The organism is Bacillus gaemokensis (assembly GCF_001590835.1).
Taxonomy (GTDB): domain Bacteria; phylum Bacillota; class Bacilli; order Bacillales; family Bacillaceae_G; genus Bacillus_A; species Bacillus_A gaemokensis.
In genome coordinates this window covers 1,042,848-1,064,751 of record NZ_LTAQ01000001.1, presented here as the reverse complement: position 1 = coordinate 1,064,751, position 21,904 = coordinate 1,042,848, and the positions used below count along the sequence as shown (strand labels likewise).

At 35.6% G+C, this 21,904-nt stretch carries 26 protein-coding genes and 5 pseudogenes; 17 read left to right on the top strand and 14 right to left on the bottom strand.

The genetic code is table 11. From position 1 onward, the window contains the following. Nucleotides 1–63: 63 nt before the first annotated feature. From AZF08_RS05640 to AZF08_RS29665, 3 pseudogenes are all read right to left on the bottom strand, one after another. Nucleotides 64–663 (bottom strand): annotated as a pseudogene (locus AZF08_RS05640) (IS6 family transposase); the annotation flags it as partial. Nucleotides 664–665: 2 nt separating this feature from the next. Beyond that, nucleotides 666–953 (bottom strand): annotated as a pseudogene (locus AZF08_RS05635) (IS6-like element ISBwe3 family transposase); the annotation flags it as partial. A gap of 85 nt (nucleotides 954–1,038) precedes the next feature. Next, nucleotides 1,039–1,137: pseudogene (locus AZF08_RS29665) on the bottom strand (cytochrome ubiquinol oxidase subunit I); the annotation flags it as partial. A gap of 225 nt (nucleotides 1,138–1,362) precedes the next feature. Here AZF08_RS29665 and AZF08_RS05630 point away from each other — a divergent pair. Further along, the gene (locus AZF08_RS05630) at nucleotides 1,363–1,926 is read left to right on the top strand and encodes a beta-class carbonic anhydrase (protein ID WP_033674380.1); all 564 of its coding nucleotides are present in this window, start codon (nucleotides 1,363–1,365) and stop codon (nucleotides 1,924–1,926) included. On the opposite strand, the gene yidD is transcribed toward AZF08_RS05630, so the two are convergent. Then, nucleotides 1,923–2,159: a membrane protein insertion efficiency factor YidD gene (gene yidD / locus AZF08_RS05625; protein ID WP_033674379.1), complete on the bottom strand. Its 237-nt coding sequence runs from the start codon at nucleotides 2,157–2,159 to the stop codon at nucleotides 1,923–1,925. The two genes, AZF08_RS05630 and yidD, sit on opposite strands and share 4 nt — an antisense overlap. A gap of 128 nt (nucleotides 2,160–2,287) precedes the next feature. Between yidD and luxS the strand changes: the two genes are divergently transcribed. Continuing rightward, nucleotides 2,288–2,761 (top strand): S-ribosylhomocysteine lyase LuxS, encoded by a 474-nt coding sequence (gene luxS / locus AZF08_RS05620; protein ID WP_033674378.1) that lies wholly within the window; start codon nucleotides 2,288–2,290, stop codon nucleotides 2,759–2,761. A 35-nt stretch (nucleotides 2,762–2,796) separates the two neighbouring features. Here luxS and AZF08_RS05615 read toward each other — a convergent pair whose 3' ends face one another. Further along, nucleotides 2,797–3,354, bottom strand: a complete 558-nt coding sequence (locus AZF08_RS05615; protein ID WP_033674377.1) for a helix-turn-helix domain-containing protein — start codon at nucleotides 3,352–3,354, stop codon at nucleotides 2,797–2,799. A gap of 255 nt (nucleotides 3,355–3,609) precedes the next feature. Here AZF08_RS05615 and dapA point away from each other — a divergent pair, with 255 nt between their 5' ends. The 6 genes from dapA to AZF08_RS05585 all read left to right on the top strand — a co-directional run bounded on the left by dapA (nucleotide 3,610) and on the right by AZF08_RS05585 (nucleotide 9,329). After that, on the top strand, nucleotides 3,610–4,506 hold the full coding sequence (dapA, locus tag AZF08_RS05610; protein WP_033674376.1) for a 4-hydroxy-tetrahydrodipicolinate synthase: 897 nt from the start codon (nucleotides 3,610–3,612) through the stop codon (nucleotides 4,504–4,506). A 15-nt stretch (nucleotides 4,507–4,521) separates the two neighbouring features. Continuing rightward, on the top strand, nucleotides 4,522–6,006 hold the full coding sequence (locus tag AZF08_RS05605; RefSeq protein ID WP_033674375.1) for an aldehyde dehydrogenase family protein: 1,485 nt from the start codon (nucleotides 4,522–4,524) through the stop codon (nucleotides 6,004–6,006). 85 nt (nucleotides 6,007–6,091) lie between these two features. Next, a complete protein-coding gene (locus AZF08_RS05600) occupies nucleotides 6,092–7,396 on the top strand; it encodes an MFS transporter (protein ID WP_051725720.1) in 1,305 nt (434 codons plus the stop codon). 170 nt (nucleotides 7,397–7,566) lie between these two features. Continuing rightward, a complete protein-coding gene (locus AZF08_RS05595) occupies nucleotides 7,567–8,322 on the top strand; it encodes a MerR family transcriptional regulator (RefSeq protein ID WP_033674374.1) in 756 nt (251 codons plus the stop codon). Next, complete coding sequence (locus tag AZF08_RS31955) at nucleotides 8,319–9,014, top strand: DMT family transporter (RefSeq protein WP_200875213.1); 696 nt, start codon at nucleotides 8,319–8,321, stop codon at nucleotides 9,012–9,014. The genes AZF08_RS05595 and AZF08_RS31955 overlap by 4 nt, the downstream gene beginning before the upstream one ends. After that, complete coding sequence (locus tag AZF08_RS05585; protein WP_033674373.1) at nucleotides 9,015–9,329, top strand: DMT family transporter; 315 nt, start codon at nucleotides 9,015–9,017, stop codon at nucleotides 9,327–9,329. 442 nt (nucleotides 9,330–9,771) lie between these two features. Here the strand turns inward: AZF08_RS05585 and AZF08_RS05580 are convergent, their stop codons facing one another. Then, nucleotides 9,772–10,302, bottom strand: a complete 531-nt coding sequence (locus tag AZF08_RS05580; RefSeq protein ID WP_033674372.1) for a GNAT family N-acetyltransferase — start codon at nucleotides 10,300–10,302, stop codon at nucleotides 9,772–9,774. A gap of 263 nt (nucleotides 10,303–10,565) precedes the next feature. Between AZF08_RS05580 and AZF08_RS05575 the strand changes: the two genes are divergently transcribed. Then, nucleotides 10,566–11,003 carry a DUF5412 domain-containing protein gene (locus tag AZF08_RS05575; RefSeq protein WP_033674371.1) on the top strand — a complete coding sequence of 146 codons (438 nt, stop codon included), beginning with the start codon at nucleotides 10,566–10,568 and terminating at the stop codon, nucleotides 11,001–11,003. 345 nt (nucleotides 11,004–11,348) lie between these two features. Here AZF08_RS05575 and AZF08_RS05565 read toward each other — a convergent pair whose 3' ends face one another. The 3 genes from AZF08_RS05565 to ytzI are packed head-to-tail and all read right to left on the bottom strand — an operon-like array spanning nucleotide 11,349 to nucleotide 11,989. Continuing rightward, entirely contained in the window at nucleotides 11,349–11,579 is a 231-nt protein-coding gene (locus tag AZF08_RS05565; RefSeq protein WP_033674370.1) for a DUF3953 domain-containing protein, read from the bottom strand. 28 nt (nucleotides 11,580–11,607) lie between these two features. Continuing rightward, complete coding sequence (locus tag AZF08_RS05560) at nucleotides 11,608–11,838, bottom strand: YczI family protein (protein ID WP_033674369.1); 231 nt, start codon at nucleotides 11,836–11,838, stop codon at nucleotides 11,608–11,610. Between the two features lies 1 nt (nucleotide 11,839). Continuing rightward, a complete protein-coding gene (gene ytzI / locus AZF08_RS05555; RefSeq protein WP_033674368.1) occupies nucleotides 11,840–11,989 on the bottom strand; it encodes a YtzI protein in 150 nt (49 codons plus the stop codon). Between the two features lie 107 nt (nucleotides 11,990–12,096). Here ytzI and AZF08_RS05550 point away from each other — a divergent pair, with 107 nt between their 5' ends. Together AZF08_RS05550 and mutTA are read left to right on the top strand one after the other, a co-directional pair. Then, entirely contained in the window at nucleotides 12,097–12,414 is a 318-nt protein-coding gene (locus AZF08_RS05550; protein WP_033674367.1) for an HAD family hydrolase, read from the top strand. An 84-nt stretch (nucleotides 12,415–12,498) separates the two neighbouring features. Then, a complete protein-coding gene (mutTA, locus tag AZF08_RS05545; protein ID WP_033674366.1) occupies nucleotides 12,499–12,978 on the top strand; it encodes an antimutator 8-oxo-(dGTP/GTP)ase in 480 nt (159 codons plus the stop codon). A 149-nt stretch (nucleotides 12,979–13,127) separates the two neighbouring features. Here the strand turns inward: mutTA and AZF08_RS05540 are convergent, their stop codons facing one another. After that, a complete protein-coding gene (locus tag AZF08_RS05540; RefSeq protein WP_033674365.1) occupies nucleotides 13,128–13,805 on the bottom strand; it encodes an HAD family hydrolase in 678 nt (225 codons plus the stop codon). A 102-nt stretch (nucleotides 13,806–13,907) separates the two neighbouring features. Here AZF08_RS05540 and AZF08_RS05535 point away from each other — a divergent pair, with 102 nt between their 5' ends. Both AZF08_RS05535 and AZF08_RS05530 read left to right on the top strand, forming a co-directional pair. Then, nucleotides 13,908–15,032: a hypothetical protein gene (locus AZF08_RS05535; RefSeq protein WP_033674364.1), complete on the top strand. Its 1,125-nt coding sequence runs from the start codon at nucleotides 13,908–13,910 to the stop codon at nucleotides 15,030–15,032. Nucleotides 15,033–15,201: 169 nt separating this feature from the next. Further along, on the top strand, nucleotides 15,202–15,429 hold the full coding sequence (locus AZF08_RS05530; protein ID WP_033674363.1) for a hypothetical protein: 228 nt from the start codon (nucleotides 15,202–15,204) through the stop codon (nucleotides 15,427–15,429). 48 nt (nucleotides 15,430–15,477) lie between these two features. Here AZF08_RS05530 and AZF08_RS05525 read toward each other — a convergent pair whose 3' ends face one another. Genes AZF08_RS05525 through AZF08_RS05515 form a run of 3 tightly spaced genes read right to left on the bottom strand, consistent with a single transcriptional unit; the run spans nucleotide 15,478 to nucleotide 18,057 of the window. Further along, entirely contained in the window at nucleotides 15,478–16,284 is an 807-nt protein-coding gene (locus AZF08_RS05525) for an ABC transporter permease (protein WP_033674362.1), read from the bottom strand. Next, on the bottom strand, nucleotides 16,277–17,041 hold the full coding sequence (locus AZF08_RS05520; protein WP_033674361.1) for an ABC transporter ATP-binding protein: 765 nt from the start codon (nucleotides 17,039–17,041) through the stop codon (nucleotides 16,277–16,279). Before AZF08_RS05520 ends, AZF08_RS05525 begins: the two co-directional genes overlap by 8 nt. A gap of 11 nt (nucleotides 17,042–17,052) precedes the next feature. After that, nucleotides 17,053–18,057, bottom strand: a complete 1,005-nt coding sequence (locus AZF08_RS05515; protein WP_033674360.1) for an ABC transporter substrate-binding protein — start codon at nucleotides 18,055–18,057, stop codon at nucleotides 17,053–17,055. A 121-nt stretch (nucleotides 18,058–18,178) separates the two neighbouring features. On the opposite strand from AZF08_RS05515, the gene AZF08_RS05510 reads away from it, so the two are divergent. The 4 genes and pseudogenes from AZF08_RS05510 to AZF08_RS05505 all read left to right on the top strand — a co-directional run bounded on the left by AZF08_RS05510 (nucleotide 18,179) and on the right by AZF08_RS05505 (nucleotide 20,131). Next, complete coding sequence (locus AZF08_RS05510) at nucleotides 18,179–18,475, top strand: DUF3986 family protein (RefSeq protein ID WP_033674359.1); 297 nt, start codon at nucleotides 18,179–18,181, stop codon at nucleotides 18,473–18,475. A 1-nt stretch (nucleotide 18,476) separates the two neighbouring features. Further along, nucleotides 18,477–18,864 (top strand): annotated as a pseudogene (locus AZF08_RS32095) (hypothetical protein). 2 nt (nucleotides 18,865–18,866) lie between these two features. Then, nucleotides 18,867–18,944 (top strand): annotated as a pseudogene (locus AZF08_RS28400) (DUF2196 domain-containing protein); the annotation flags it as partial. 377 nt (nucleotides 18,945–19,321) lie between these two features. Next, nucleotides 19,322–20,131, top strand: coding sequence for a metallophosphoesterase (locus AZF08_RS05505; RefSeq protein ID WP_407639462.1), 810 nt, complete (start codon nucleotides 19,322–19,324; stop codon nucleotides 20,129–20,131). A gap of 142 nt (nucleotides 20,132–20,273) precedes the next feature. Here AZF08_RS05505 and AZF08_RS05500 read toward each other — a convergent pair whose 3' ends face one another. Further along, nucleotides 20,274–21,527 carry an ArnT family glycosyltransferase gene (locus AZF08_RS05500; RefSeq protein WP_033674358.1) on the bottom strand — a complete coding sequence of 418 codons (1,254 nt, stop codon included), beginning with the start codon at nucleotides 21,525–21,527 and terminating at the stop codon, nucleotides 20,274–20,276. Nucleotides 21,528–21,904 lie beyond the last annotated feature (377 nt).

Here is a 21,904-nt window from a genome sequence, read left to right as displayed (position 1 = left end):
GGTTCTGGTGCAAAGATAAAATAAAAGAGAATATAGCGCATATATTTCTAGCGGAATTGTATTTTATGCTGTTAGTCCAAACAATTGATGGATGAATTCTTTCTGGTTTTGAACAGACTGATCCCGTAAATCAATCTGTTCTTTTTTAATCATATGCATGGMTTCTACTCCTGCAAGAATGGATGTAGCTGTGCCAAAAGACTTGAACCCTAACATAGAACRCACACGTTTCTTAATAAAACGATGATCTTGTTCCACTATATTATTGAGATATCTAACTTGTCTTAGCTTTATGCCTTCAGGCATATGTTTTGCTTCTTTYAACGCTTGAATTGCTACAGGATAGGCAGGGTTCTTATCTACTGTTATCACGCGAGGTTTAGAAACGTACGAAAAAGCCAAGGCTTTCTTGAAAAAGCACTTGGCTGCTTGTTTATCTCTTGATTTACTTAGATAAAAATCAATGGTATTYCCTTCTGAATCAACGGCACGATATAAATACATCCATTGCCCTTTTACTTTAATATAGGTTTCATCRACTCTCCATRAATCATTTGTTGATTTWAGATGATGTCGTACTTTCTCTTCTAATTGAGGTCCATATTGATGAACCCAGCGCATAATYGTTGTGTGAGCAATGGATAATCCTCTTTCCTCCATCATTCAACGGCACGATATAAATACATCCATTGCCCTTTTACTTTAATATAGGTTTCATCGACTCTCCATGAATCATTTGTTGATTTTAGATGATGTCGTACTTTTTCTTCTAATTGAGGTCCATATTGATGAACCCAACGCATAATCGTTGTGTGAGCAATGGATAATCCTCTTTCCTCCATYATTTCCACCAGGTTACGGAAGCTCAAATTGTACCGTAGGTACCACCTTACTGTTARTAAGATTAGTTCAGGCTGATAATGCTTCCATTTGAACAAATTTTCCTTYTCCATACCGATCACACACCTTTTTTAGAGTAATATTATCAGTATGTCCAAGTTTAGGAGATTACTTGCAAGAGCTTTAGATTTTTTGCACCATAATCATAACAAGTCCGATTGTCAAAGGTACAAACAAAAAGTGATAAAAGATAGTAATGGCAAATTGAAAACGACTCAGTAACAGAACGTCGGACATAATAAAGATTCACTCCTTTTTTTACATTATCTACATCTAGCTTATAGTGAAAAAATGAGCAAGTTAGGTGGGAGTTGTTACAGAGGTGTGTGTATATTTTGAAAGAATTATGTCGATTGTCTGAAAAATCATATATTTACAATAAAGTAATATCCTTTTGGTATTTTTTTGATTTTGGTACACTTAGTATGTAGTTTAAATGAGAGAAAAGAGGGTTTACTTACTATGAAGTCATTAGAAGAAATTTTGCAGTACAATGAAAAATTCGTTGAAGAGAAAAAATACGAAGAATATGGGGCTGGAAAATTCCCAAATAAAAAGATGGTAATTATCTCTTGTATGGATACACGTCTTGTTGAATTATTACCAAAAGCAATGAATATGCGTAATGGTGACGTGAAAATCATTAAAGTAGCGGGAGCTGTTATTTCGCATCCATTCGGAAGTATTATGCGTAGTATTTTAGTTGCTGTGTATGAACTTGGTGCAGATGAAGTATGTGTTGTTGGTCACCATGATTGTGGCATGGCAAAAATAAAGGCGAGCAGTACAATTGAAAAAATGAAAGCGCGAGGCGTGACAGAAGAGAAATTAGATACACTTCGTTATTCTGGAATCGATTTAGAAAGATTTTTACAAGGGTTCTCTAGTGTAGAAGAAAGTGTAGAACACAGTGTATCTGTCCTTCGTAACCACCCATTACTTCCAGAAGAAGTACCTGTTCATGGCCTTGTTATTGACCCAGATACAGGAAAATTAGATTTAGTTGTGAATGGCTACGAAGCTTAAGGTTTAACCCTGTCATCTTTTTTATCTGGGACTGGATCAAATCCCCCTGGATGAAAAGGATGACATTTTAAAATACGCATTAGTGTGAGCCAAAAGCCCTTGAAAGCGCCGTGTTTTTGAAATGCTTCTAATCCATAATGTGAGCATGTTGGATAAAAGCGGCATGTAGGTGGCGTCATTGGGGAAATGAATTTTTGGTAAAAGCGTATGATGCCGATAAAAATCTGTTTCATAATGGTCTCCTTCTCAGCATATTCTTTTAGTATTATAGCACGACTGTACATAATACTTTACTAATTTGGATTTCCGTTATATCATATTGGATATAACGGAATTAAATTGAAAGCGGGAGAGATGTTTTATGCCATCAGTAGAAAGCTTTGAATTAGATCATACGATTGTAAAGGCACCTTATGTAAGACATTGTGGTGTTCATAAAGTAGGTAGCGACGGTATTGTGAATAAATTCGATATTCGTTTTTGCCAACCGAATAAACAAACGATGAAACCAGATGTTATTCATACGTTAGAGCATTTATTAGCATTTAATCTACGTAAATATATTGATCGTTATCCGCATTTTGATATTATCGATATTTCACCAATGGGTTGCCAAACAGGATATTATCTTGTTGTAAGTGGTACACCAACAGTTCGTGAAGTAATTGATCTATTAGAACTTACATTAAAAGATGCGGTTCAAATTACAGAAATTCCAGCTGCAAACGAAACGCAGTGTGGCCAAGCGAAGCTTCATGATTTAGAAGGAGCAAAACGCTTGATGAACTTCTGGTTAAGTCAAGATAAAGCTGAACTTGAAAAAGTATTTGGTTAATAGATGAAAAAGCTGCCTGTGAAAGGGCAGCTTTTTTACTGTTTAGAAAACATTGGAGTGGAGCTAACGAATAAAAATTTCGCTGGTTTCTCTGTATGATTAAACCAATTATGGGGTGTAGAAGATTCTAGGTGAATGCTATCGCCAGGATGTAGTTCATATTCCTCTGATTCAAGCATAATGGTGAGAGCGCCTTCTAGTACAAATACAAATTCTTGTCCGGTGTGAGAATACGGATTTCCCTTCTCTTCACCTGAATGTAGTGTGACTAAAATCGGTTCGAAATGTGGGTTCGATACATTTCCAGAAAGATTTGTGTAAACAAATTTTGAGTAATTTACATGTTCTTCGTTTTGTGCACCACGGCGTACGAGACTTTTTGCTTTCTTTTTTGTATCTGGAAAAAAACAGCTTGGGCTAACATGAAGCGCCTCTGATATTTTTTTTAATGATTCTAGTGTAATAGAAGATTTCGACCGCTCTACTTGCGAGATAAAACTAATAGATAGATTTGTTTTTTCAGAGACTTGTTTTAAAGTCATTCGTTTTTCTAAGCGAAGTGCTTTTATTTTTCTTCCAATATTGTCGTCCATATTATAATCCCTCGAAATTAGATAGAATTGTTCTTATGAAAAAAGTGTAAAGGAAAGTTTTGATTTTTGCAAATTATTAACGGGATAAAATTCAGAAAAATTAGATAATAATATTGTAAATCTATTTTCTGTGCATTATAATGACCGTAAGTGTATAGATGATAGGAAGTTCTTTTTTTTATGAAATAAATTGAAGTGTTACTTTAATTTATTTTATCTCTAATTAAATTTAATATAGCGATGGGAGGAAGAAGCATGTATCAAACATTTAAAGGGGCATATCCGGTTATCATTACACCGATGACTCAGGACGAAGAGGTTAACTGGGAAGGGTTGAAACAAAATATTGAGCACTTTATTCAAGAAGGTGTGGCTGGTTTAGTTGTTAACGGTAGTACAGGGGAGTTTGTCAGTTTAACGAAAGAAGAGCGTTTTAAAGTGGTTGAAGCAGCGGTAGAACAAATTAACGGGCGTATTCCACTTCTTGTTGGAACGGCAGCAGAAACGACAAAAGAAGCAATGGAATATACAAAGCAAGCAGAACGAGCTGGGGCAAGTGGTGCACTGCTTATTAATTCATACTATGCTCATCCGAAAGAAGAAGAGATTTATGAGCACTTTAAAGCTGTAGCGGAATCTGTTCATTTTCCAATCATGATCTATAATAATCCATTTACATCTGGCGTTGATATTAGCACGGATACAATTCTTCGCGTCGGTCGTGATGTGGAAAACATTACACATGTAAAAGAATCGAGCGGTGATATTCGTAAAGTTCGTGATATTACAAGACAAGGAAAAGGCGATATTGAAACATTCTGCGGCGCAGATGATTTAGTATTAGAATCTTTTTTAGTTGGCGCAACAGGTTGGATTTCAGTTGCAGGTAATGCGGTACCAAGGCTTGTAACGGAACTATTTGATGCTGCGACAAATAAGGAGCTAGAGAAAGCGTGGGAATTATACGATAAAATCTTACCGCTTTGTAGCTTTATCGAAGAATCAGGAAAGTATGTTCAAATTATTAAGCGAGTCATGGATTTAAAAGGGCAAGCAGGCGGTCCGTCTCGTAAACCACGTTTGCCTTTAACGAAGGAAGAGGATCAAAAGCTACAAGGAGTTTTAGAGAATCTATTAACATTACAAAAATAAGAAGGGAGAGGGAGTATGTTAACGACAGGTCAAAGCTTAAAGCCGAAAGTTCAAGCGTTTTTAGAAGGAAACAAGGAATTATTTATCGATGGGAAATCCGTTCCGGCAGTGAGCGGTAAAACATTTGAAGTGTGGAATCCAGCGACAGAAGAAGTACTTGCTGTCGTAAGTGAAGCTAGCGAAGAAGATGTGAACTTGGCAGTAAAGGCTGCACGTAGAGCTTTTGAAGAAGGGCCTTGGTCTAAAATAAGTGCGGCAGAACGGGCACACCTTATTTACAAACTTGCAGATTTAATAGATGAAAATAAAGAAGAGTTAGCACAAATTGAATCGTTAGATAATGGGAAACCGTATAAACAAGCACTTGAAGATGATATTGCAGGAACAGTTGATCATTTTCGTTATTATGCAGGATGGGCAACGAAAATACTTGGTCAAACGATACCGATTTCTCCGGAGTATGTAAACTACACACGTCATGAACCAATCGGTGTTGCAGGGCAAATTATTCCGTGGAACTTTCCATTATTAATGGCAGCATGGAAATTAGGCGCGGCACTTGCAACGGGATGTACGATTGTTTTAAAACCAGCAGAGCAAACGCCGCTTTCTCTTCTATACACAGCTCAGTTGTTTAAAGAAGCAGGATTCCCAAATGGTGTAGTCAATTTTGTACCGGGATTTGGGGCAGAAGCTGGTGAAGCGATTGTGAATCATCCAGACATTGATAAGGTTGCTTTTACTGGTTCTACTGTCGTTGGAAAAGGAATTATGCGTAAAGCGGCGGAAGCAACGAAGCATGTCACATTAGAGCTTGGCGGGAAATCACCGAATATTATTTTAGAAGATGCGGATCTTTCTAAAGCAATTCCTGGTGCATTCAATGGTATTATGTATAACCATGGTCAAAACTGTAGTGCGGGTTCACGGGTATTTGTTCACCGAAAACATTACGAAAAAGTTGTTCGTGAACTAGGAGAAATGGCCAATGAAGTGAAATTAGGAAGTGGACTAGATCCGAATGCAGAAATGGGACCACTTGTATCGAAGAAGCAACAGGAACGTGTACTGGGCTATATTAAGAGTGGAATAGAAGAAGGGGCAAAACTTGTGGCAGGCGGCATGCAAGAATTTGAAAAAGGATATTTCGTAGCACCAACTGTGTTTGCTGATGTAACAGATAATATGAAAATTGCACAGGAAGAAATATTTGGTCCGGTTGTTTCAATCTTACCTTTCGATGATATAGAGGAAGTCATTGAGCGCGCGAACAATACACCATATGGTTTAGCAGCTGGTGTATGGACAGAAAATGTAAAAACAGCGCACCAAGTTGCCAATCGATTAAAAGCAGGTACAGTATGGATCAATAGCTATAACTTAGAAAATGCGGCCTCGCCATTTGGTGGTTATAAACAATCTGGAATTGGCCGTGAAATGGGATCGTATGCGCTTGATAATTATACGGAAGTGAAGAGTATTTGGTTGAGTTTGGAGTAGTTTGAGAGAAGGATATGGATTCCATATCCTTTTTCTATACAAAAATATAGGTCTGTTTTTTTGTTCAAAAAAGGGAGGATGAATGATGGAGAGGGGAATGAATCAAAAACTAGATTTGCATCCAGCTGACACGACAAAAAAATTTAGATGGACTGTTGTTTTTTGGCTTTTGGCAGGTGGAATTATTAATTATTTAGATCGTACAAATTTATCAATTGCTACTCCGGAAATTATGAAAGATCTTGATTTTACAAAAACGCAGATTGGATTGTTAGGAACGGTTTTTGCTTGGGTATATGCAACGATGCAACTGCCAGCTGGTTGGCTTATTGATAAATATGGAGCAAAGAAGATTTATTTTATCGCTATTATTTTATGGAGTGTGGCTACTGCTTTAACAGGTGTTCTCAATAGTTTTTTCATGTTTATTATTGCACGTATTTTACTAGGGATAGGAGAAGCACCTTGCTGGCCGACGGGGGCAAAAGTTACTTCTGAATGGTTTCCTAAGAAGGAAAGAGGACTGGCGACGGGAATTTGGGATTCAGCTTCAAAATGGGGACCAGCTATCTCACCGCCTATTCTAATTTTTTTTATGGTGACATTCGGTTGGCGAGGTCTCTTTTTTGTAACGGGATTAATAGGTATTATTTTCGGTATTATATTTCTTATGTTCTATCATGAACCGAGGAAAAGTCGTAAGCTTTCAAAAGAAGAGTTAAAGTATATTGAGTCTGATCATATAGAAGAAACACCTGGAAAACAAGATTCAAAAATTAGGTGGGGAAAGCTATTCACATATCGCACAATGTGGGGACTGATTCTAGGGTATTTTTGTACGATTTGGAGCTGGAATATCTTTCTCGTATTTTTACCACTGTACTTGGTCGAATCGTATCATATTTCTTTAACGAAACTAGGAATTTATGCGAGTATTCCCTATTTCGGAGGGGTGTTCGGAAACATATTTGGTGGATATCTCACTAAGAAAATGGTGGATAAAGGAGTGGCTTCACCAATCAATTCTAAACGTATGTTAATTAGTATTAGTGCGGTTCTAACAGCAATCGTTCTTATTATTCTTCCGTTTGTACACGATATTGTATCTACAGTTACCCTTATGACATTAGCAATCTGCTTTATTTCTTCTATTACAGGTGGAGCCTGGGCGCTTGCTGGAGATGTTGCTCCTGCTTCTTCTGTAGCCTCTGTCAGTTCGATTCAAAGTTTTGGTGGATATTTTGGCGGAGCATTTTCTCCAGTTGTTGCTGGAATAATTGTTGATGCAACAGGATCTTATGCGCTAGCATTCATTTCTGGTGGAATTATTGCTGGATGCGGTGCGATTTGTTATTGGTTTATTGTGAGGAAACCGATTGAAGCTAGGTGAGTAAAAAAGTCACCTAAGAAATGAATGTACGATAGTAGAGAAAAACTTCTGTTTGTTGAAACAGAAGTTTTTTCTTTATTGTGAAGGAGATTTGTAATTTATAAATAATATTGACTCTAACGTATACGTCAAAGTTTATAGTGAAAGTAAATAACAATTGGGAGGATGCGATGTATAGCATAGGGGAAATTTCAAAAGAGACGAATGTTACGACAAGGACGCTTAGATATTATGATGAGGTTGGTTTATTAAAGCCATCTTATATTGCAGATTCAGGATATCGCTATTATTCACAGGATGATGTGATGAAGCTTCAACAAATAACGACTTTTAAAAAGCTTGGATTTAAGCTTTCGGAAATTAAAGAAGTGTTAAAAGAAGAAGGAATTTCAAGAGAAGAAAGGTGGAAACATGCACTGAAAACAGAAATTCAAACAATCCAATCGGAAGTGAAACGACTGCAAGATTTAGAAAAATTACTGTATACAACGTTTCATTCGATTGAATTAACAGGAGAGTTGCGTACTGAAGATTTGATGCTATTTATCAAATCCGTACAGGGAATGGAACAAAGGGAAACGTTTCGTAAAAAGTATTTTACGGAGGAGGAACAAAAAGTGGTTAAGAATTTACCAACATTTGAAGAAGAGGACGAACGGACGAAAGAATGGTTGCAAGTATTGCGAGAAATTCATCAGCATATAAATGAACCAATTGATTCACCTAAGGTTCAGGAGTTGGCAGAAAGACTAGCTGCTTTTGCCATGAATGTATTTCAAGGAGATGAGCAGTTAATTGACAAGTATTGGGGGCTTATTAAACCAGAGCAAGATGAAGTAGCTAGAGTGTATGGACTTGATATAGCAACGATGAATTATATAGAAGAGATAATGGATTATTATGTGAAGAAGGAGGAAGATAAATGACGGCTTCGCAAAAAGAACAGTTATATGGAACTGAGCATGCAAGGATGGAGCGGAAATATTTTTATATACATGTAGCGGTTTTCCTTATCGTACAACTCATATTTATTTTGATGGTTGGACTTGTCCCTGTTAGTGACTTGCCAAGTAGTTCGTACATCTTTCATATAAAAGATTGGGTGTTGAATAAAAAGGTTGGATTCTATCAAAATGAAACAATTAATTTTATTATGCGTATTTGGACATCAGTTCTTATTATCCATTGTATTTGGTCCATGTCATATATCTTTTTTCCAAAAAAGAAGCGTAGTTCGGTGAAAAAGGAAGAAAGAAAAGAAGTTCAGAGGGAACAAAAGAAGAAAAAAGAATTAACAACAAATAGAGCATGGATCTATTTAATCCTCGGTGGATTCATTGAAATATTTTGGGCAACAGGTTTGAAAACAAATGCAATGAACATTTTCACGCTCATTGCCATTCTAATTAGTTTTCAATTATTGATTGATGCAACAAAGAAGATCCCGATTGGTACGGCTTATGCAGTATTTACTGGAATTGGCACAATCGGAACGATATTGGTTGATATTTTTTATTTTCAAGAGCCGTTTCATTTCGTGAAAATCCTTTTGATCTGTTTATTAGCACTATTTATAATCGGATTGAAATTTAGCGGAGAGAAGGAAGAGGTGAAGTAAATGGCATGGATCTATTTAATTATCGCAGGGCTCTTTGAAATTGTTGGTGTGATAGGTGTAAAGAAAGTTGCGAAGAACAATAACTGGACAAATAATCTCATTCTAATTGGTGGATTTATCATTAGCTTTCAATTTTTAACGATGGCATTGCAAGACATTCAGTTATCAATCGCGTATGCAGTTTGGACTGGAATCGGGACATTGGGAGCGGCAATTGTTGGTATTCTATTTTTTCATGAACCGAAAAGTGCCTTTCGTATATTTTGTATTGTTGGGATTATGGGGACGATTCTTGGATTAAAGCTAGTGGGTTAACGTTTGATAGTTCTTATTATCCCGCTTAAAGAATGTTTTAGACTAAAAAATAAATATACGATTTCTATAGAAAACAAGGATCATTTAGAAAAAACATACTTGATGAAATGAAGATGCATATATTTCTAGATAAAGATTTGAAAAATAAAAAGACTTATACCTTATTGGAAGAGGAGTAAGTCTTTTTTTGATGAATAATATATTGATTATTTCATGGTATAATTTGGTTTTAGTGGGTTTGTATTTAATATGACTCATGACAATAAAATTTTTGGATTTTGGAGGCGTTAATTTGCACTGCTGCATTGTTTAAAAATACGGTAGTGTATCGTTTGTAATGAAGTGTAGATAAATACTGTTCAGTTTATTAAGTTATTTAAGCTTTGAAATACAAGATAGAAAATAGCCTACATTATAATGAATGTAGGCTAAGAGATATAATTTAATCTGTCATTAATTTTGAATAAATACTTAGATCAATAAATTTTTCTTTTGATTTTTCGCACATTCTCATTGTTCCTTCGAATGTAAAGTTTAACTTTTGTAAGACTTTTATTGAATTAATGTTTTCGGGTTCAGCTTTTGCTTCTATTCTATTGAATCCTAAAGTACTAAATGCATAATCTATTAAAGCGAGAATGGCTTCCGGCGCATATCCCTTACCCCAAAAAGCTTTACTAATATCGTAACCAATTTCTGCTTTGGCGTTTTTGAAATCTAAGGAATTGTAACCACAAGAACCGATAATTTTATTTGATTCTAATTCGATTATTGAATAACGAATAGCTCTGTTTTCCAGAGATAACTTATCAAGTATTTCAATCATTTCTACTGCTTGGCTTTCATCAGTAAAACTATTGATGTTCATAAATTTTGTAACTTCTGGATCAGACCAAATTGCAAACAAACTAGCCGAGTCTGATGCTTGCATTTTTCTTAAAATTAATCTTTTGGTTTGTAGTTCTGTAATCAATATTTTTGCCTCCATTACGTTTTTGTTTTGGGGTCAAGGTATTGATATCTGCGCATAGTTCAGTCCCTTCATGTTTCAAGATAATATTATTATACAAGTTATAAAGGATGAAACAAAAAAAGTTTAAAGATTTTGCTTATGTTACAGTTCGTGATAACTGCGTAATAAAAAATCAAACGGATTTATTGTAATTTTTAAGTGACTTTATTTGTAATCAAACAACTTTATTGTTAGTCAACAAAATGGTATAGGGAGATGACTGAGTGAATGATGTAAATCCAAAAACTGAAATCAAAAAGACAAAGAGAAAAGTAGCGTTGGTATTATTTTCTGCACTAGTAATTATAATTGGCTTCGGATATTGGAAGTTTTTTAGTTTGCAAGGTGTTCCAACAGGGAAATTAATACGAACTGTGAAATCTCTAGATGGAAAACATGCTATAAAAACGTATTTTCATAATGCCGGATCATTAAGTGCGGATGCGGTTAGAGAGGAATTAGGGGAATTAGTGAATCTTAGTTCAAATTCCGCCAAAAATATATATTGGAACTATCCGGATACAGATCCATACATTGAGTGGATAGATAAGGATAGAGTTAAAATTGGGGATCAAACGTTAGATATTTCAAAGAGAGAAACTTATGATTGGCGTGATGATCCTAAGCATATTAAGGAAAGGTCTAAACAGTTTGTTCAGTAAATGAGATATAACTGTTTTGGTCAAATAAAGTAAAAGATTAACTAAAAGAGCTATTTTTCTATATTCAGTGGGAAGATAGCTTTTTTCTTCTTTATCGTAAAAGTATCGAAATCACAACAAAGAAAATAAAACCAGAAACAAAAAAGGAAACAACCCTATTGTTTTTCTATTTGCTTTCATTTCAGAAATGCCCATGATAATAAACATACACGCGAGTGAGAGTTGCATGTAAGGAAGTACGTCAATCTTAGTAAAATAATAGTAGATCCCGATAGCGATTGTTAGAAGGCCGAAAAAAATACGTAATCCAGTTAGCATTTCATTCCCCCCCTTTGAAAGTTCACATTAGCGAAGTAAATCCGATAAAGCGAGAAATAAAGCTCCGAATCCAGCTAAGAAGCCAATTGTTCCACTTATTTTATGGTGTTTGTTCAGTTCTTCCAAACTTATCGCGAAAGCCATGAATCCTAAAGTAATAAGCATGTAAGGCATAATAGTTCTGTTATCTATAATAAGGCTGTAGATAGCTAGGGCTAATGCGATGAGTGCAAATGTAATTCGAACTATTTTTAACATACTATATTCCTCCGTAAGCAAATGCTTGTTACATAATATACTTTATTGCGAGAACACCCCACACGAAAACTCCTGCAACAATGCAAGTTAATCCAGTACTTTTATCCTGCTTTTGTATTTGTTCAATCGCGATTATGAACATTAAAGCTCCTAAGAAAAATTGTGAAAGTGTAAGAAATGAATCCTTATGTGTAAATAGACTATACAAAGATACGATAATGACAATGAAAGCAGTTAGGAGGCGTAGTATACGAACCATATTATTGATCCTCCTTTTTATGTGCCAGATAAGGATTGTCCTCCGGCTGATCAACCGAATGTTTATAAGAATAGCCTTTATTAATCGTTAGCACAGAGAGCACTAACACGAGAATGACAATAATGACTCCAATAATTAATATTTTAATCACGCAGAACCCTCCTTTTCTTTATTTTATCATTAAACGAAGTTTCGTTTTACATAATTTTGTAATTGTTGAAAACAATAGAAATTAAAAGAGTGAAAGGAGGGCGCTACATGGATAATAAGAAAACATACTATATATCAGTAGGAAACGGTCAAATTTCGCAAGTGAAAACAGCAGATACGTATAGTTTTGAAATTCAAGCAAATGATGAGGAGATTATTCAACTCCGGGAATATTTTGATCAAGCGTATCGTGAAGATCTTGGTTCCTTTGTGCGTTCGCATGTTCCGTATGTTGAGTATCATCATGATTCTAATAATGACCGGTATGATGAACAGTTACAGAAGGCGTATGAGATGATTTATAACTTAGGAAATCATGAAACAAAAGAATTAGTCGCGCAAATGGGAATAATCAATGGATTATAGTTGGATAACATTATGCAGAAAAGCGAGAATATGCTACAATTTGTGGTAGGAAAAACTTGTAACCATCAATAGGGGAGTAATGGCATGTACAAATTTAAAGATTATTACCACAACACTGTACAATTATCGTTTGAACGTTATCCATTTTCTCCTGAGCCAAAGCATGTTTGGGTTGTATGCCGGTACGGGGATCAATGGTTATTAACGCATCATTTACGCCGCGGTCTTGAATTTCCAGGGGGAAAAGTAGAAATTGGGGAGACACCGGAAGAGGCGGCAGTTCGAGAGGTTCATGAAGAAACCGGCGGTATTGTTTCTGATTTAACTTACTTAGGACAATACAAAGTATCTGGAAAAGACAAAATAATCATTAAAAACATTTATTTTGCAACAATTAGTGCAGTTGAAGAGCATACGCACTATGAAGAAACGAAAGGGTCAGTTTTATTAGAAGACATCCCTGATAACATTAAAGTTGATAGGAAATTTAGCTTTATTATGCGCGATGATGTATTAGCGCGTACGATGAAACATATAGAAGAAATCGGCTGTTTTACGAAGTAAAGGGGCCGATTTCTTTTTTATTTCACGAAATGAATTTTAGTTATTTTTCTAAATTAAGGTGTAAATATATCTTTGTATTTTTTAGGGTTTTCTATACAATTTAAAGTAAAGATACCTTTACCTTTTTGTCCATGTTTGCCTCCTTTGAATTAAGGTTCGTATCTTATTTGTTCAAGCTTTACAAACGAAAGTACCTCCAGCAAATCCAGGGCCACACGAGAATGTTCAAAATTACCCCAAAACAAATCCTTCTTCCAAACCGCAGAAATCCCAGCATTTTCAGCACCAATTACATCATTTTTAGGATGATCTCCAACATAAATACATTCTTCTGCTGGGACGTTTAACCTCTGAAGAGCACGCTCAAAGATAGCAGGATTTGGCTTCTTAATGCCTTCTGCTTCTGAAACAAGAATGGTGTTTGTATACGTATGTAACTGTAAAGCACGAATATTACTCATTTGAAATTCGGTCATGCCATTTGTGATAATCCCTATTTTGATATTCTTCTTTTGTAATTGCTGTAGTAGTTCATGCATATTTGGAAAAGGAATGCAGTGGTTTGAAAATTTTGTTACGTAGTCATGTAGGAGTTGTTCAGGTGTTAGATGAGTAATGTTATATTCTTTGAGCAAGGTAGAATATACTTTATCTTTCCCAGTGTATCCATTATTATCGAGCTCCATAAAACAGGAGCAGTATTCAGTTTTATTGATGCTAGTAAAATGCCCCGCATAACGATCATATTGATCGCTAATAAAACACTCCAAAGATTGACGGCGATTTAATAATGTTCCATCTAAATCAAACAACGCAGCACGTATCATCATAGTCCCCCTTACAAGTAAAAAAATCCCTATAAATAATTATCGCATATTTTCAAAAAAATGATTATGATATTTTTGTAGAATGGAATGATGGAGGTTTATATGGGAAAGTTTTATGGAAAGTTAGCATGTCTTATGATGGTGATTGGCTTTATGGCAGGCTGTAGTAAAGAGGTAGATGTTGCCGAGAAGAAAGAGAGTTGTAAAACAGAAGAAGAATGTATAAAGCTTGGAGATGAGATGATTCAAAAAGTACATAAGAAGATGGAAAGTCTTTCTCGTCTGGAAGAGCCAGGGGAAAATGTAGAAGAATCGGAAGGAGGTACAGAAGAGAATCCTGGGAAGGTAGAAGGTATTAAGGAAGCTGAAAAGAAGAAAAATGATGATGAAAATTATTTCTTTTTAGCATCTTACTATATTGATGAGGAAGACATCATAGATCCTTATTTTGAAAAACTAGATAAGAAGCGTTTAAATAAAGTGTTTGCAGATGATAAAGAAGCGAAGGAAGAGATAATCAAGCAGCATGAGGATAAGGATTATCATGAAACGCTATGGGAGATTTATCGGACGTTAATTCCTTCTAAATATCGTGATAATATAAAAGAGTTCGATATTGTGACAGATGGATATGATGGAATCGTTGCCCATGTAACTCCTAGTATGGAGAATCCAAAAGAGTGGGTGTTAAGCTTAGATACGCTCGATTCAGGTGTGAATATAGATGAAGTGATGAAGACATTAATTCATGAGACAGCGCACGTATTGACGCTAAGCAATAAACAAATTCCGGTAGATAAAAAGTATTTAAAAGCATTTGAAGATGATAAAGACATTTCATCTTATCAAAATAAATGTAAAAATCTGTTCTTACAAGAAGGGTGCGCAAAGGCTGATTCGTATATTAATAAATTTCATGAATCTTTCTGGAAACCGATTGAACAGGAATGGAAAGAAAGGCAAATTGAAACAAATGAAGAGGCGCAAATACAATTTTTCAAAGATAAGCATGATCAATTTGTTTCCGAGTACGGAACAACGAATGTAGCAGAAGATATTGCAGATACATTTACAGCATTCATTTTACAAGATTCAAAGAAAGTGAAAGAAGGAACAGAAATGAAGTATAAAAAGATTGCGTTCTTCTATCAGTTCCCTGAGCTTGTAAAAATGAGAGCGGAAGTGTTGTCTGGATTATATGAGATATCACGGAAAGTAAAAGAATAATAAGCAGTAAAAAGCAACCGAGATATAACTAGGTTGCTTTTTTCATGTAGAAGGAGGAACTAGAAATTTCTAATAGAATAGGTATAAAAAGAAATTTGTCACAAAATTGACACAATTACAATATACATGTTGTAGATGCAATGAATTCATTCTCAAGGAGGTAGATCGTTTGAAAACCATTCTTGCTATTGCTGGTCTTATTTGGGTAATGTCTCATGGGGTTCCGATTTTCGAAGGAGAACAAATTCGGAGTGCATTAAATCAACATTTTGATGCGTATCATATTGTAGATCGACAAGATAATATTGTAACAGTGCGTGTGAAAGATTGTTTTCATACGGTCACGATTAAAGGGAATGCTGTGATTAACGATACAAAAGTATGTGATCAGAAATAAATAGTGTATAAAAAGAAGAAAGAGCTGACCCCGGTATGTTGTTTAGAGTCAGCTTCTTTTTCGTTTTCCTACAATTAATTTCTCAAATCCTTCAACAAATACATACATAAGAGTGGCAAGGACACATGTCAGTAACACACTTAGTAGTACAAGTGTAAAGTTAAAGACTTGGAATCCGTAGCTAATTAAATAACCGAGTCCTTCTTTTGAAACGAGGAGTTCTCCGAAAATAACACCGACCCATGATAATCCAACATTTACTTTTAACGTTGAAATGATTGCTGGGAAGGAAGACGGTAAAATTACTCGCCGATAGCACTGCCACTTATTCGCACCAAATGTATCCATTACTTTTATATAATTAGAATCAACTTCTTGGAATGCGCTGTAAATAACGAGAATGGTGATGATAATGGAAATAATTACGCCCATTGCGATGGAAGATGAAATGTTTGGACCGAAAATAACGATAATAATCGGACCGAGTGCTACTTTCGGCATTGCATTTAGCACAACAAGATAAGGATCTAATACGCGGGCAAGAAGTGGTATCCACCAGAGGAGCGTTGCGATAATTGTTCCAAGCAATGTGCCAAGAAGAAAGCCGACGCCTGTTTCAAGTAGTGTCGTCCATATGTGAACCCAAAGTGATCCATCCCCCCATTTACTTACGAACAACTCCCAAATGCTTGAAGGAGAGCTAAAGAGTAAAGGATCAATCCACTCCTGTTTACTAGAGATTTCCCATAATGCAAAGAAGAGAATGAGAAGGAGTAATTGTAAGAGTCGCGCTGCCCATGTACGCTGCCGTTCTTTTTTTCGAAACTGTGCGTGTAGTTGTTTGATGTTATCCAAGGCGTTCCAGCTCCTTCCATATGTCTTGAAAGAGGGCTGGGAAATCAGGGTGATGCCGTGCTTTTAATGGTGATAAGGAGCGGATACTTTCTGGTACAATGAAAGTCTTTGCGATTTTTCCTGGCTTAGCTTGAAGTAAGTAGATTCGATCACTCATCGCAATGGCCTCTTCAATATCGTGCGTAACGAGCAATGATGTTTTCTTATATGTTTGTAGTAATGAGAAGACAAGCTCTTCTAATTTTAATTTCGTTTGATAGTCGAGTGCGGAAAATGGTTCATCCAGCAAAAGGATTTTCGGATTTGTTGCGAGTGTTCGAACGAGTGCAGCTCGCTGGCGCATACCACCAGATAGTTCGCGCGGGTATTGTTTTTCTACTTCATGTAAGCCAACTTGCTGTAAAAGCTGTAATGTATGTTCTTTCGTTTTTACTCCGTATGTTTTCGTAATATGCAATCCGAGCATTATATTTTCTTCAATCGTTTTCCAAGGAAACAAGTAATCTTGCTGGAGCATATATCCCATTGAGGAAGTTGATTTAATGATCGGTTCATCTTCTAGAAAAACAATGCCTTCAATTGGTTTTAACAGTCCTGCAATAATAGAAAGAAGCGTTGTTTTTCCGCAACCGCTTGGGCCAAGAAAGGAAACGAATTCTCCTTCTTCTACGTGTAAGTTTATATCCTCGAGGACGAGCCGTGCATTTTCTTTTGCAAAAAAGCAGTGGGAAACGTTACATATTTGTAAGAAACTCATCGTATTCGCCTCTATTTCTTAATAACGCTTTCGGCAATTTTTGTATTGACCAGCGCCTCATGTGGAACTTCTTTTTGTAATTCCCCAGCCTCTTTCATGATCGTTTGTAGTTGTTTCCATTCTTCCGCATCTAATAATGGATTTGTCGCATAGGAATGTTGTTTTTTATAGCGTTCAATTACTTTTACCGTAATATCTTTTGCAGTATCTTTAAAAAGTGGTGTAACAGCTGTAGCAATTTCTTCTGGGCTATGTGTATCGACCCATTGCTGCGCTTTATATAGTGCACGTGTGAATTTTTCTGCTGCTGCTTTATCTTTCTTCAAAAAACTTTCTTTTGCCATAAAGGTTGTGTAAGGAACAGTTCCTGATTCAGCTCCAAAAGAAGCAACGATATAACCTTTTCCTTCTTTTTCAAAAATACTCGCTGTTGGTTCAAAGAGTTGGACAAACTCTCCTGTACCAGATGCGAAGGCATTGGCAATATTGGCAAACTCAATGTTTTGAATTAAATTTGTATCCTTATGAGGATCAATACTATTTTTCTTCAAAACGTATTCCCCAACCATTTGTGGCATTCCGCCTTTACGTTGACCGAGGAAAGTAACGCCCTTCACATTGTTCCAATTAAAGGAGTCTAACTTTTTACGTGAAACGAGAAATGTACCATCCGTTTGCGTCAGCTGTGCAAAGTTAATAATCGGATCTTTTGCTCCTTGCTGATGAACATAAATGGATGTTTCAGAACCAACGAGTGCAATATCAATTCCTCCAGATAAAAGGGCAGTCATCGTTTTATCGCCACCAGCTGTCGTTTGCAGGTCAATGTCTAAACCTTCATCCTTAAAGAATCCTTTTTCAATCCCAACATATAGCGGTGCGTAGAAGAGGGAATGTGTCACTTCACCAATGTGGATTTTTTGCGTCTGTTGCTTCGTATCATCTTTTTTATTACACGCTACAAATGTAAAAACAGTAAGTACAAGTATACAAAAAACAGCTATGAATTTTTTCAATATAGGACACCTCCTAGAAATCAATCTACTTCTATGATATGGAGGGAAGTGCCCAAGTGTGAGTGGATATAGGAGGAATTTTTTGGATAATAAAGAAGTACAAATATAAGGGGTGATGAAAATGAAATATGAATATGATGATAGCCTGCATTTACATCTTGATTATTTCGGAGATGAATTTGATGTGGAATCGATTGCTTATAAGAGAAAACATGAAGATGTGTGGGACGTTTTTTTTAACTTTGCGTTTTATGGAATTCCGCAAGTACAGGTGCAGGAAGAGGGATATATGGATGAATATGCGGGATATTACGTATTTTCTGTACATGCCAATGACTTAAGCTGGGAATTTGGTAGTGCTAAGTTTGAAGAATGGATTTTGGAGAATGGTATTTTAGAGAAAGCAGTGCAGAAATAGAGTGATTGACTTTCTAGTTTTCTTATTTATATTTGTAGCAGGTTTTATGATATTACAGATTCTTACGTATCGATTTGCAAAGAAGAATGTGTATAAATATAAAGGAATAAAACCAATTTATCCCGCATTAACGGGCAGTAATACTCCCACCTCAAAATTCAGCGAAAGCAAAGAAGTTAGGTGGGAGATAAACTGCCCGTAAAAGCCCGATTGGTTCAACTAATAATCAGTGGGGATGAAAACCCCCACTGATTAAAGTTTCACTTTATATGTGGTTGGATATGCATGTAAAGAAAGGCCCTAAAATAGATGTTACTGATTTTATATTTATATTGATTGTATGTATCATATGGCAGATTTGGATTTTTCCCTCGTATAGTACTCGGTAATTAACAACTTTAAGCATACTTATGGAATTAAAGTACGATTACAAGATGGTCAAATTGGCCGGGTTCAAAGTGTAGGTTGATAAGCAAAGAGGCTATCCAAAAAGGGGTAGCCTCTTCTTTGATTTACGCACATTTTTCTAAGAAGAATGTTCATAAGTATAGCAGAAGAACGATAGGGTACCCAAAATGCTACTCTTTATAAGATGCATCTCAATTTGTCCGAAAAGACATACGTTTGTAACATAGAAATGATACAACAGTCTTTCAAGTAGTATTTTTTTATGAAGATAATTTTAGAGGTGGAAATATGAAAGCGAACTTAGAACATTCTCGTAAAGATAGATTTTCTACAAATAAAATCAAATCGAATGAGAAAATATCTCCTTTGAAAGAAAGAACAGGCGGTAGCTCCTTATTGAAGTTCAGAAGAATATGTATCATCTTTCTCATGCTATGCATGCTGCCAATAACAATTTATATATACGCTTTTCATTTCGAAACAAAATCTTTGTCAATTACATGGAATGATATTGAGAATCCAAATATTCCAGAAGGTTTTCATGGCGCGAAGATTGTGCAGTTTTCAGATACACATTTTGGACCAAATTTCTCGCATGAACAGCAACAAATGTTAGTAGATGAAATTAATAAGCTAAAGCCTGATATTGTCGTTTTTACAGGTGATTTAATTGATAAATTTGGAGAGTATGCTGCAGAAAGGGCAGAGTCACAAACCATTCTATCTCAAATCACAGCACCTCTTGGGAAATATGCAGTGTTTGGCAATCACGACCGAGGAGGTGGCGGGGGGTACTTATACAAACGGTATATGGAGAAGGCAGGATTTACCGTTTTGAATAATGAAATGAAAAAGGTTAAAGCTACAAATGGTGACTATATTACCATTTCTGGTCTGGATGATTTCTTACTTGGAAAACCAAAAATTCAGCAAACTCTTCAGCAGCTCAGCAAAGAGGATTTTAACTTACTATTAGTGCATGAACCAGATGTTGTAGAGCGAATAGTTGAATATCCAGTGGATCTTCAACTATCTGGTCATAGCCATGGTGGGCAAGTACAGATTCCGTTTATTGGGCCACTCATTACGACCTCACTAGCGAACGAATATGTAGAAGGAATGTATTCATTGAAAGGGAAAAGTAAACCCATGCAGTTGTATGTAAATCGTGGTATCGGTACAACTAGAATGCCAGTGCGTTTTTTTAGTAAGCCTGAACTTTCTATTTTTGTATTAAAGAAAACATGATGAAGTGAATCATATAAGATTCTGCTATTTAAGAAAAGAAAGCCTTTGTTTAGTTTTACAGAGGATTTTAACGAAGGATCATTAGAAACAGAACAAGAGGTTGTCCATTGTTGGACAACCTCTTGTTCTGTTTCTATTTATATTACACACGTTTTGCATTGAAAAATGGAAGTTTCGACCCTACATAAATTAATCCATATGCAAGAATTAAGCACATAAGAGGATTAATGAAAAATCCGTAGCGGTTAATTGCTAGGAATAAATTTGAGAACGCGATGTAAATAACTGAACTAGCTACTAACATCATTACGCGCTTATGTTTAAATGAGTTAAGCATAAAGCAGAAAGCACTTAAGAATGTACTGAAGATAAAGACTCTATGACAAAGCTGCATAAAGTTATGAATGCGGTATTGATCCACAGCAGGAGCAGTTTTGAATAACTCGATTGTCTTCCCGACAGTAAACCAAGAGAACCAATAAGTGAAATCTGACTTAAATCCATTTTTGATTAATTGTTTCGCATATTCACTTTTATCTGTTTGTCCAGTTGCTTTCATCTGGTTTACTACGTTCTCATAGCCAATTTTGTTAAATGGATCAGCACCTGCGATTAATGGGTCCGCACTTTGTGTTGAGAACAAAATAAATTGGTGGAATGCTAAGTAGTTACGAACGACCCATGCACCAATAATAAAGAATGGTCCAATAAACCATAATAAACCGATCTTGATAGATTCTTTAAATCCATATGTGAATAGGACAACAAGAACAGGGATCAGCAACATTGGAGCTGGGTTTGGACGGAACATAAGTAAAATTGATACAACAATTCCGAACCATATATGGAATTTCACTTTATTGTATTTCCACGCAAGAACAAATACATACACACTTAAACTTAATAAGAAAATCGAAGGTACTTCTGTTAATAATGTGCGGAAGTATGTATAGTTACTCGGATAAACAGCGTATAAAATACTAGCGACAATTCCATAAATATCCTTATTAAATAATTCTCTTCCAATTAAAAATACTAATAATAGCGTACCGATGTTAAGCAACATGTTAATGACAGTTGCTACATAGTAATAGGGAAGTGTTGTTACATCGGAAATAATCATTGCACCAGCTAATAATAGCGGCTGACCAGGTGTTATGTATGCATTTTTACCAGGTACTTCACTAGGTTCTAAATAAACATAACCGAATACACCATGCTTCAATAATTGTTCCGCTGTTAACGAATAGTTAAAGGCATCATTAGCGCCATATGTTGTTTTAACTAATTCTCCATCTAACCCTGGTTGTTTTACTAAACAAAAAACATGCAGGAGGAAAGAAAGCGCTAAAATTACATATACCACTTTAGGTAAACTTTTAAATTTTGCTAACAACAATAAGCATCTCCTTTGCTAATCATTCCATTATTATTTCAAGATTAAGTCCTAAAATAAGTAAGCCTATCTAAAACATAATAGCATTATATCATAAATACATTGACCTAAAAATTAGCAATTATACAATTGGATTTTGTATCTTATGTAATTTTCGTTTGAACAAACTATTTCATGGTAGTAAAGAACATGATAAAATTTTATGTGCTATGTATAAAACCTTGAAAAATGAGAATCTACCTTAATCTACTTTGTCATATTTTACAGCTTTTATTTTGTGCTCCTTTTATACTTTCTAGTTATGAAATAGAAAGTGATGATTACTAGAATTTCATAGGGGATATATTTACAGAATTTTTAGATGGATATAGGGGGTG

Coding starts and splice junctions, on each gene's coding strand:
- AZF08_RS05630 (WP_033674380.1), top strand. CDS start 1,363: ATGAAGTCATTAGAAGAAATTTTGCAGTACAATGAAAAATTCGTTGAA.
- yidD (WP_033674379.1), bottom strand. CDS start 2,159: ATGAAACAGATTTTTATCGGCATCATACGCTTTTACCAAAAATTCATT.
- luxS (WP_033674378.1), top strand. CDS start 2,288: ATGCCATCAGTAGAAAGCTTTGAATTAGATCATACGATTGTAAAGGCA.
- AZF08_RS05615 (WP_033674377.1), bottom strand. CDS start 3,354: ATGGACGACAATATTGGAAGAAAAATAAAAGCACTTCGCTTAGAAAAA.
- dapA (WP_033674376.1), top strand. CDS start 3,610: ATGTATCAAACATTTAAAGGGGCATATCCGGTTATCATTACACCGATG.
- AZF08_RS05605 (WP_033674375.1), top strand. CDS start 4,522: ATGTTAACGACAGGTCAAAGCTTAAAGCCGAAAGTTCAAGCGTTTTTA.
- AZF08_RS05600 (WP_051725720.1), top strand. CDS start 6,092: ATGGAGAGGGGAATGAATCAAAAACTAGATTTGCATCCAGCTGACACG.
- AZF08_RS05595 (WP_033674374.1), top strand. CDS start 7,567: ATGTATAGCATAGGGGAAATTTCAAAAGAGACGAATGTTACGACAAGG.
- AZF08_RS31955 (WP_200875213.1), top strand. CDS start 8,319: ATGACGGCTTCGCAAAAAGAACAGTTATATGGAACTGAGCATGCAAGG.
- AZF08_RS05585 (WP_033674373.1), top strand. CDS start 9,015: ATGGCATGGATCTATTTAATTATCGCAGGGCTCTTTGAAATTGTTGGT.
- AZF08_RS05565 (WP_033674370.1), bottom strand. CDS start 11,579: ATGTTAAAAATAGTTCGAATTACATTTGCACTCATCGCATTAGCCCTA.
- AZF08_RS05560 (WP_033674369.1), bottom strand. CDS start 11,838: ATGGTTCGTATACTACGCCTCCTAACTGCTTTCATTGTCATTATCGTA.
- AZF08_RS05550 (WP_033674367.1), top strand. CDS start 12,097: ATGGATAATAAGAAAACATACTATATATCAGTAGGAAACGGTCAAATT.
- mutTA (WP_033674366.1), top strand. CDS start 12,499: ATGTACAAATTTAAAGATTATTACCACAACACTGTACAATTATCGTTT.
- AZF08_RS05540 (WP_033674365.1), bottom strand. CDS start 13,805: ATGATACGTGCTGCGTTGTTTGATTTAGATGGAACATTATTAAATCGC.
- AZF08_RS05535 (WP_033674364.1), top strand. CDS start 13,908: ATGGGAAAGTTTTATGGAAAGTTAGCATGTCTTATGATGGTGATTGGC.
- AZF08_RS05520 (WP_033674361.1), bottom strand. CDS start 17,041: ATGAGTTTCTTACAAATATGTAACGTTTCCCACTGCTTTTTTGCAAAA.
- AZF08_RS05510 (WP_033674359.1), top strand. CDS start 18,179: ATGAAATATGAATATGATGATAGCCTGCATTTACATCTTGATTATTTC.
- AZF08_RS05505 (WP_407639462.1), top strand. CDS start 19,322: ATGCTGCCAATAACAATTTATATATACGCTTTTCATTTCGAAACAAAA.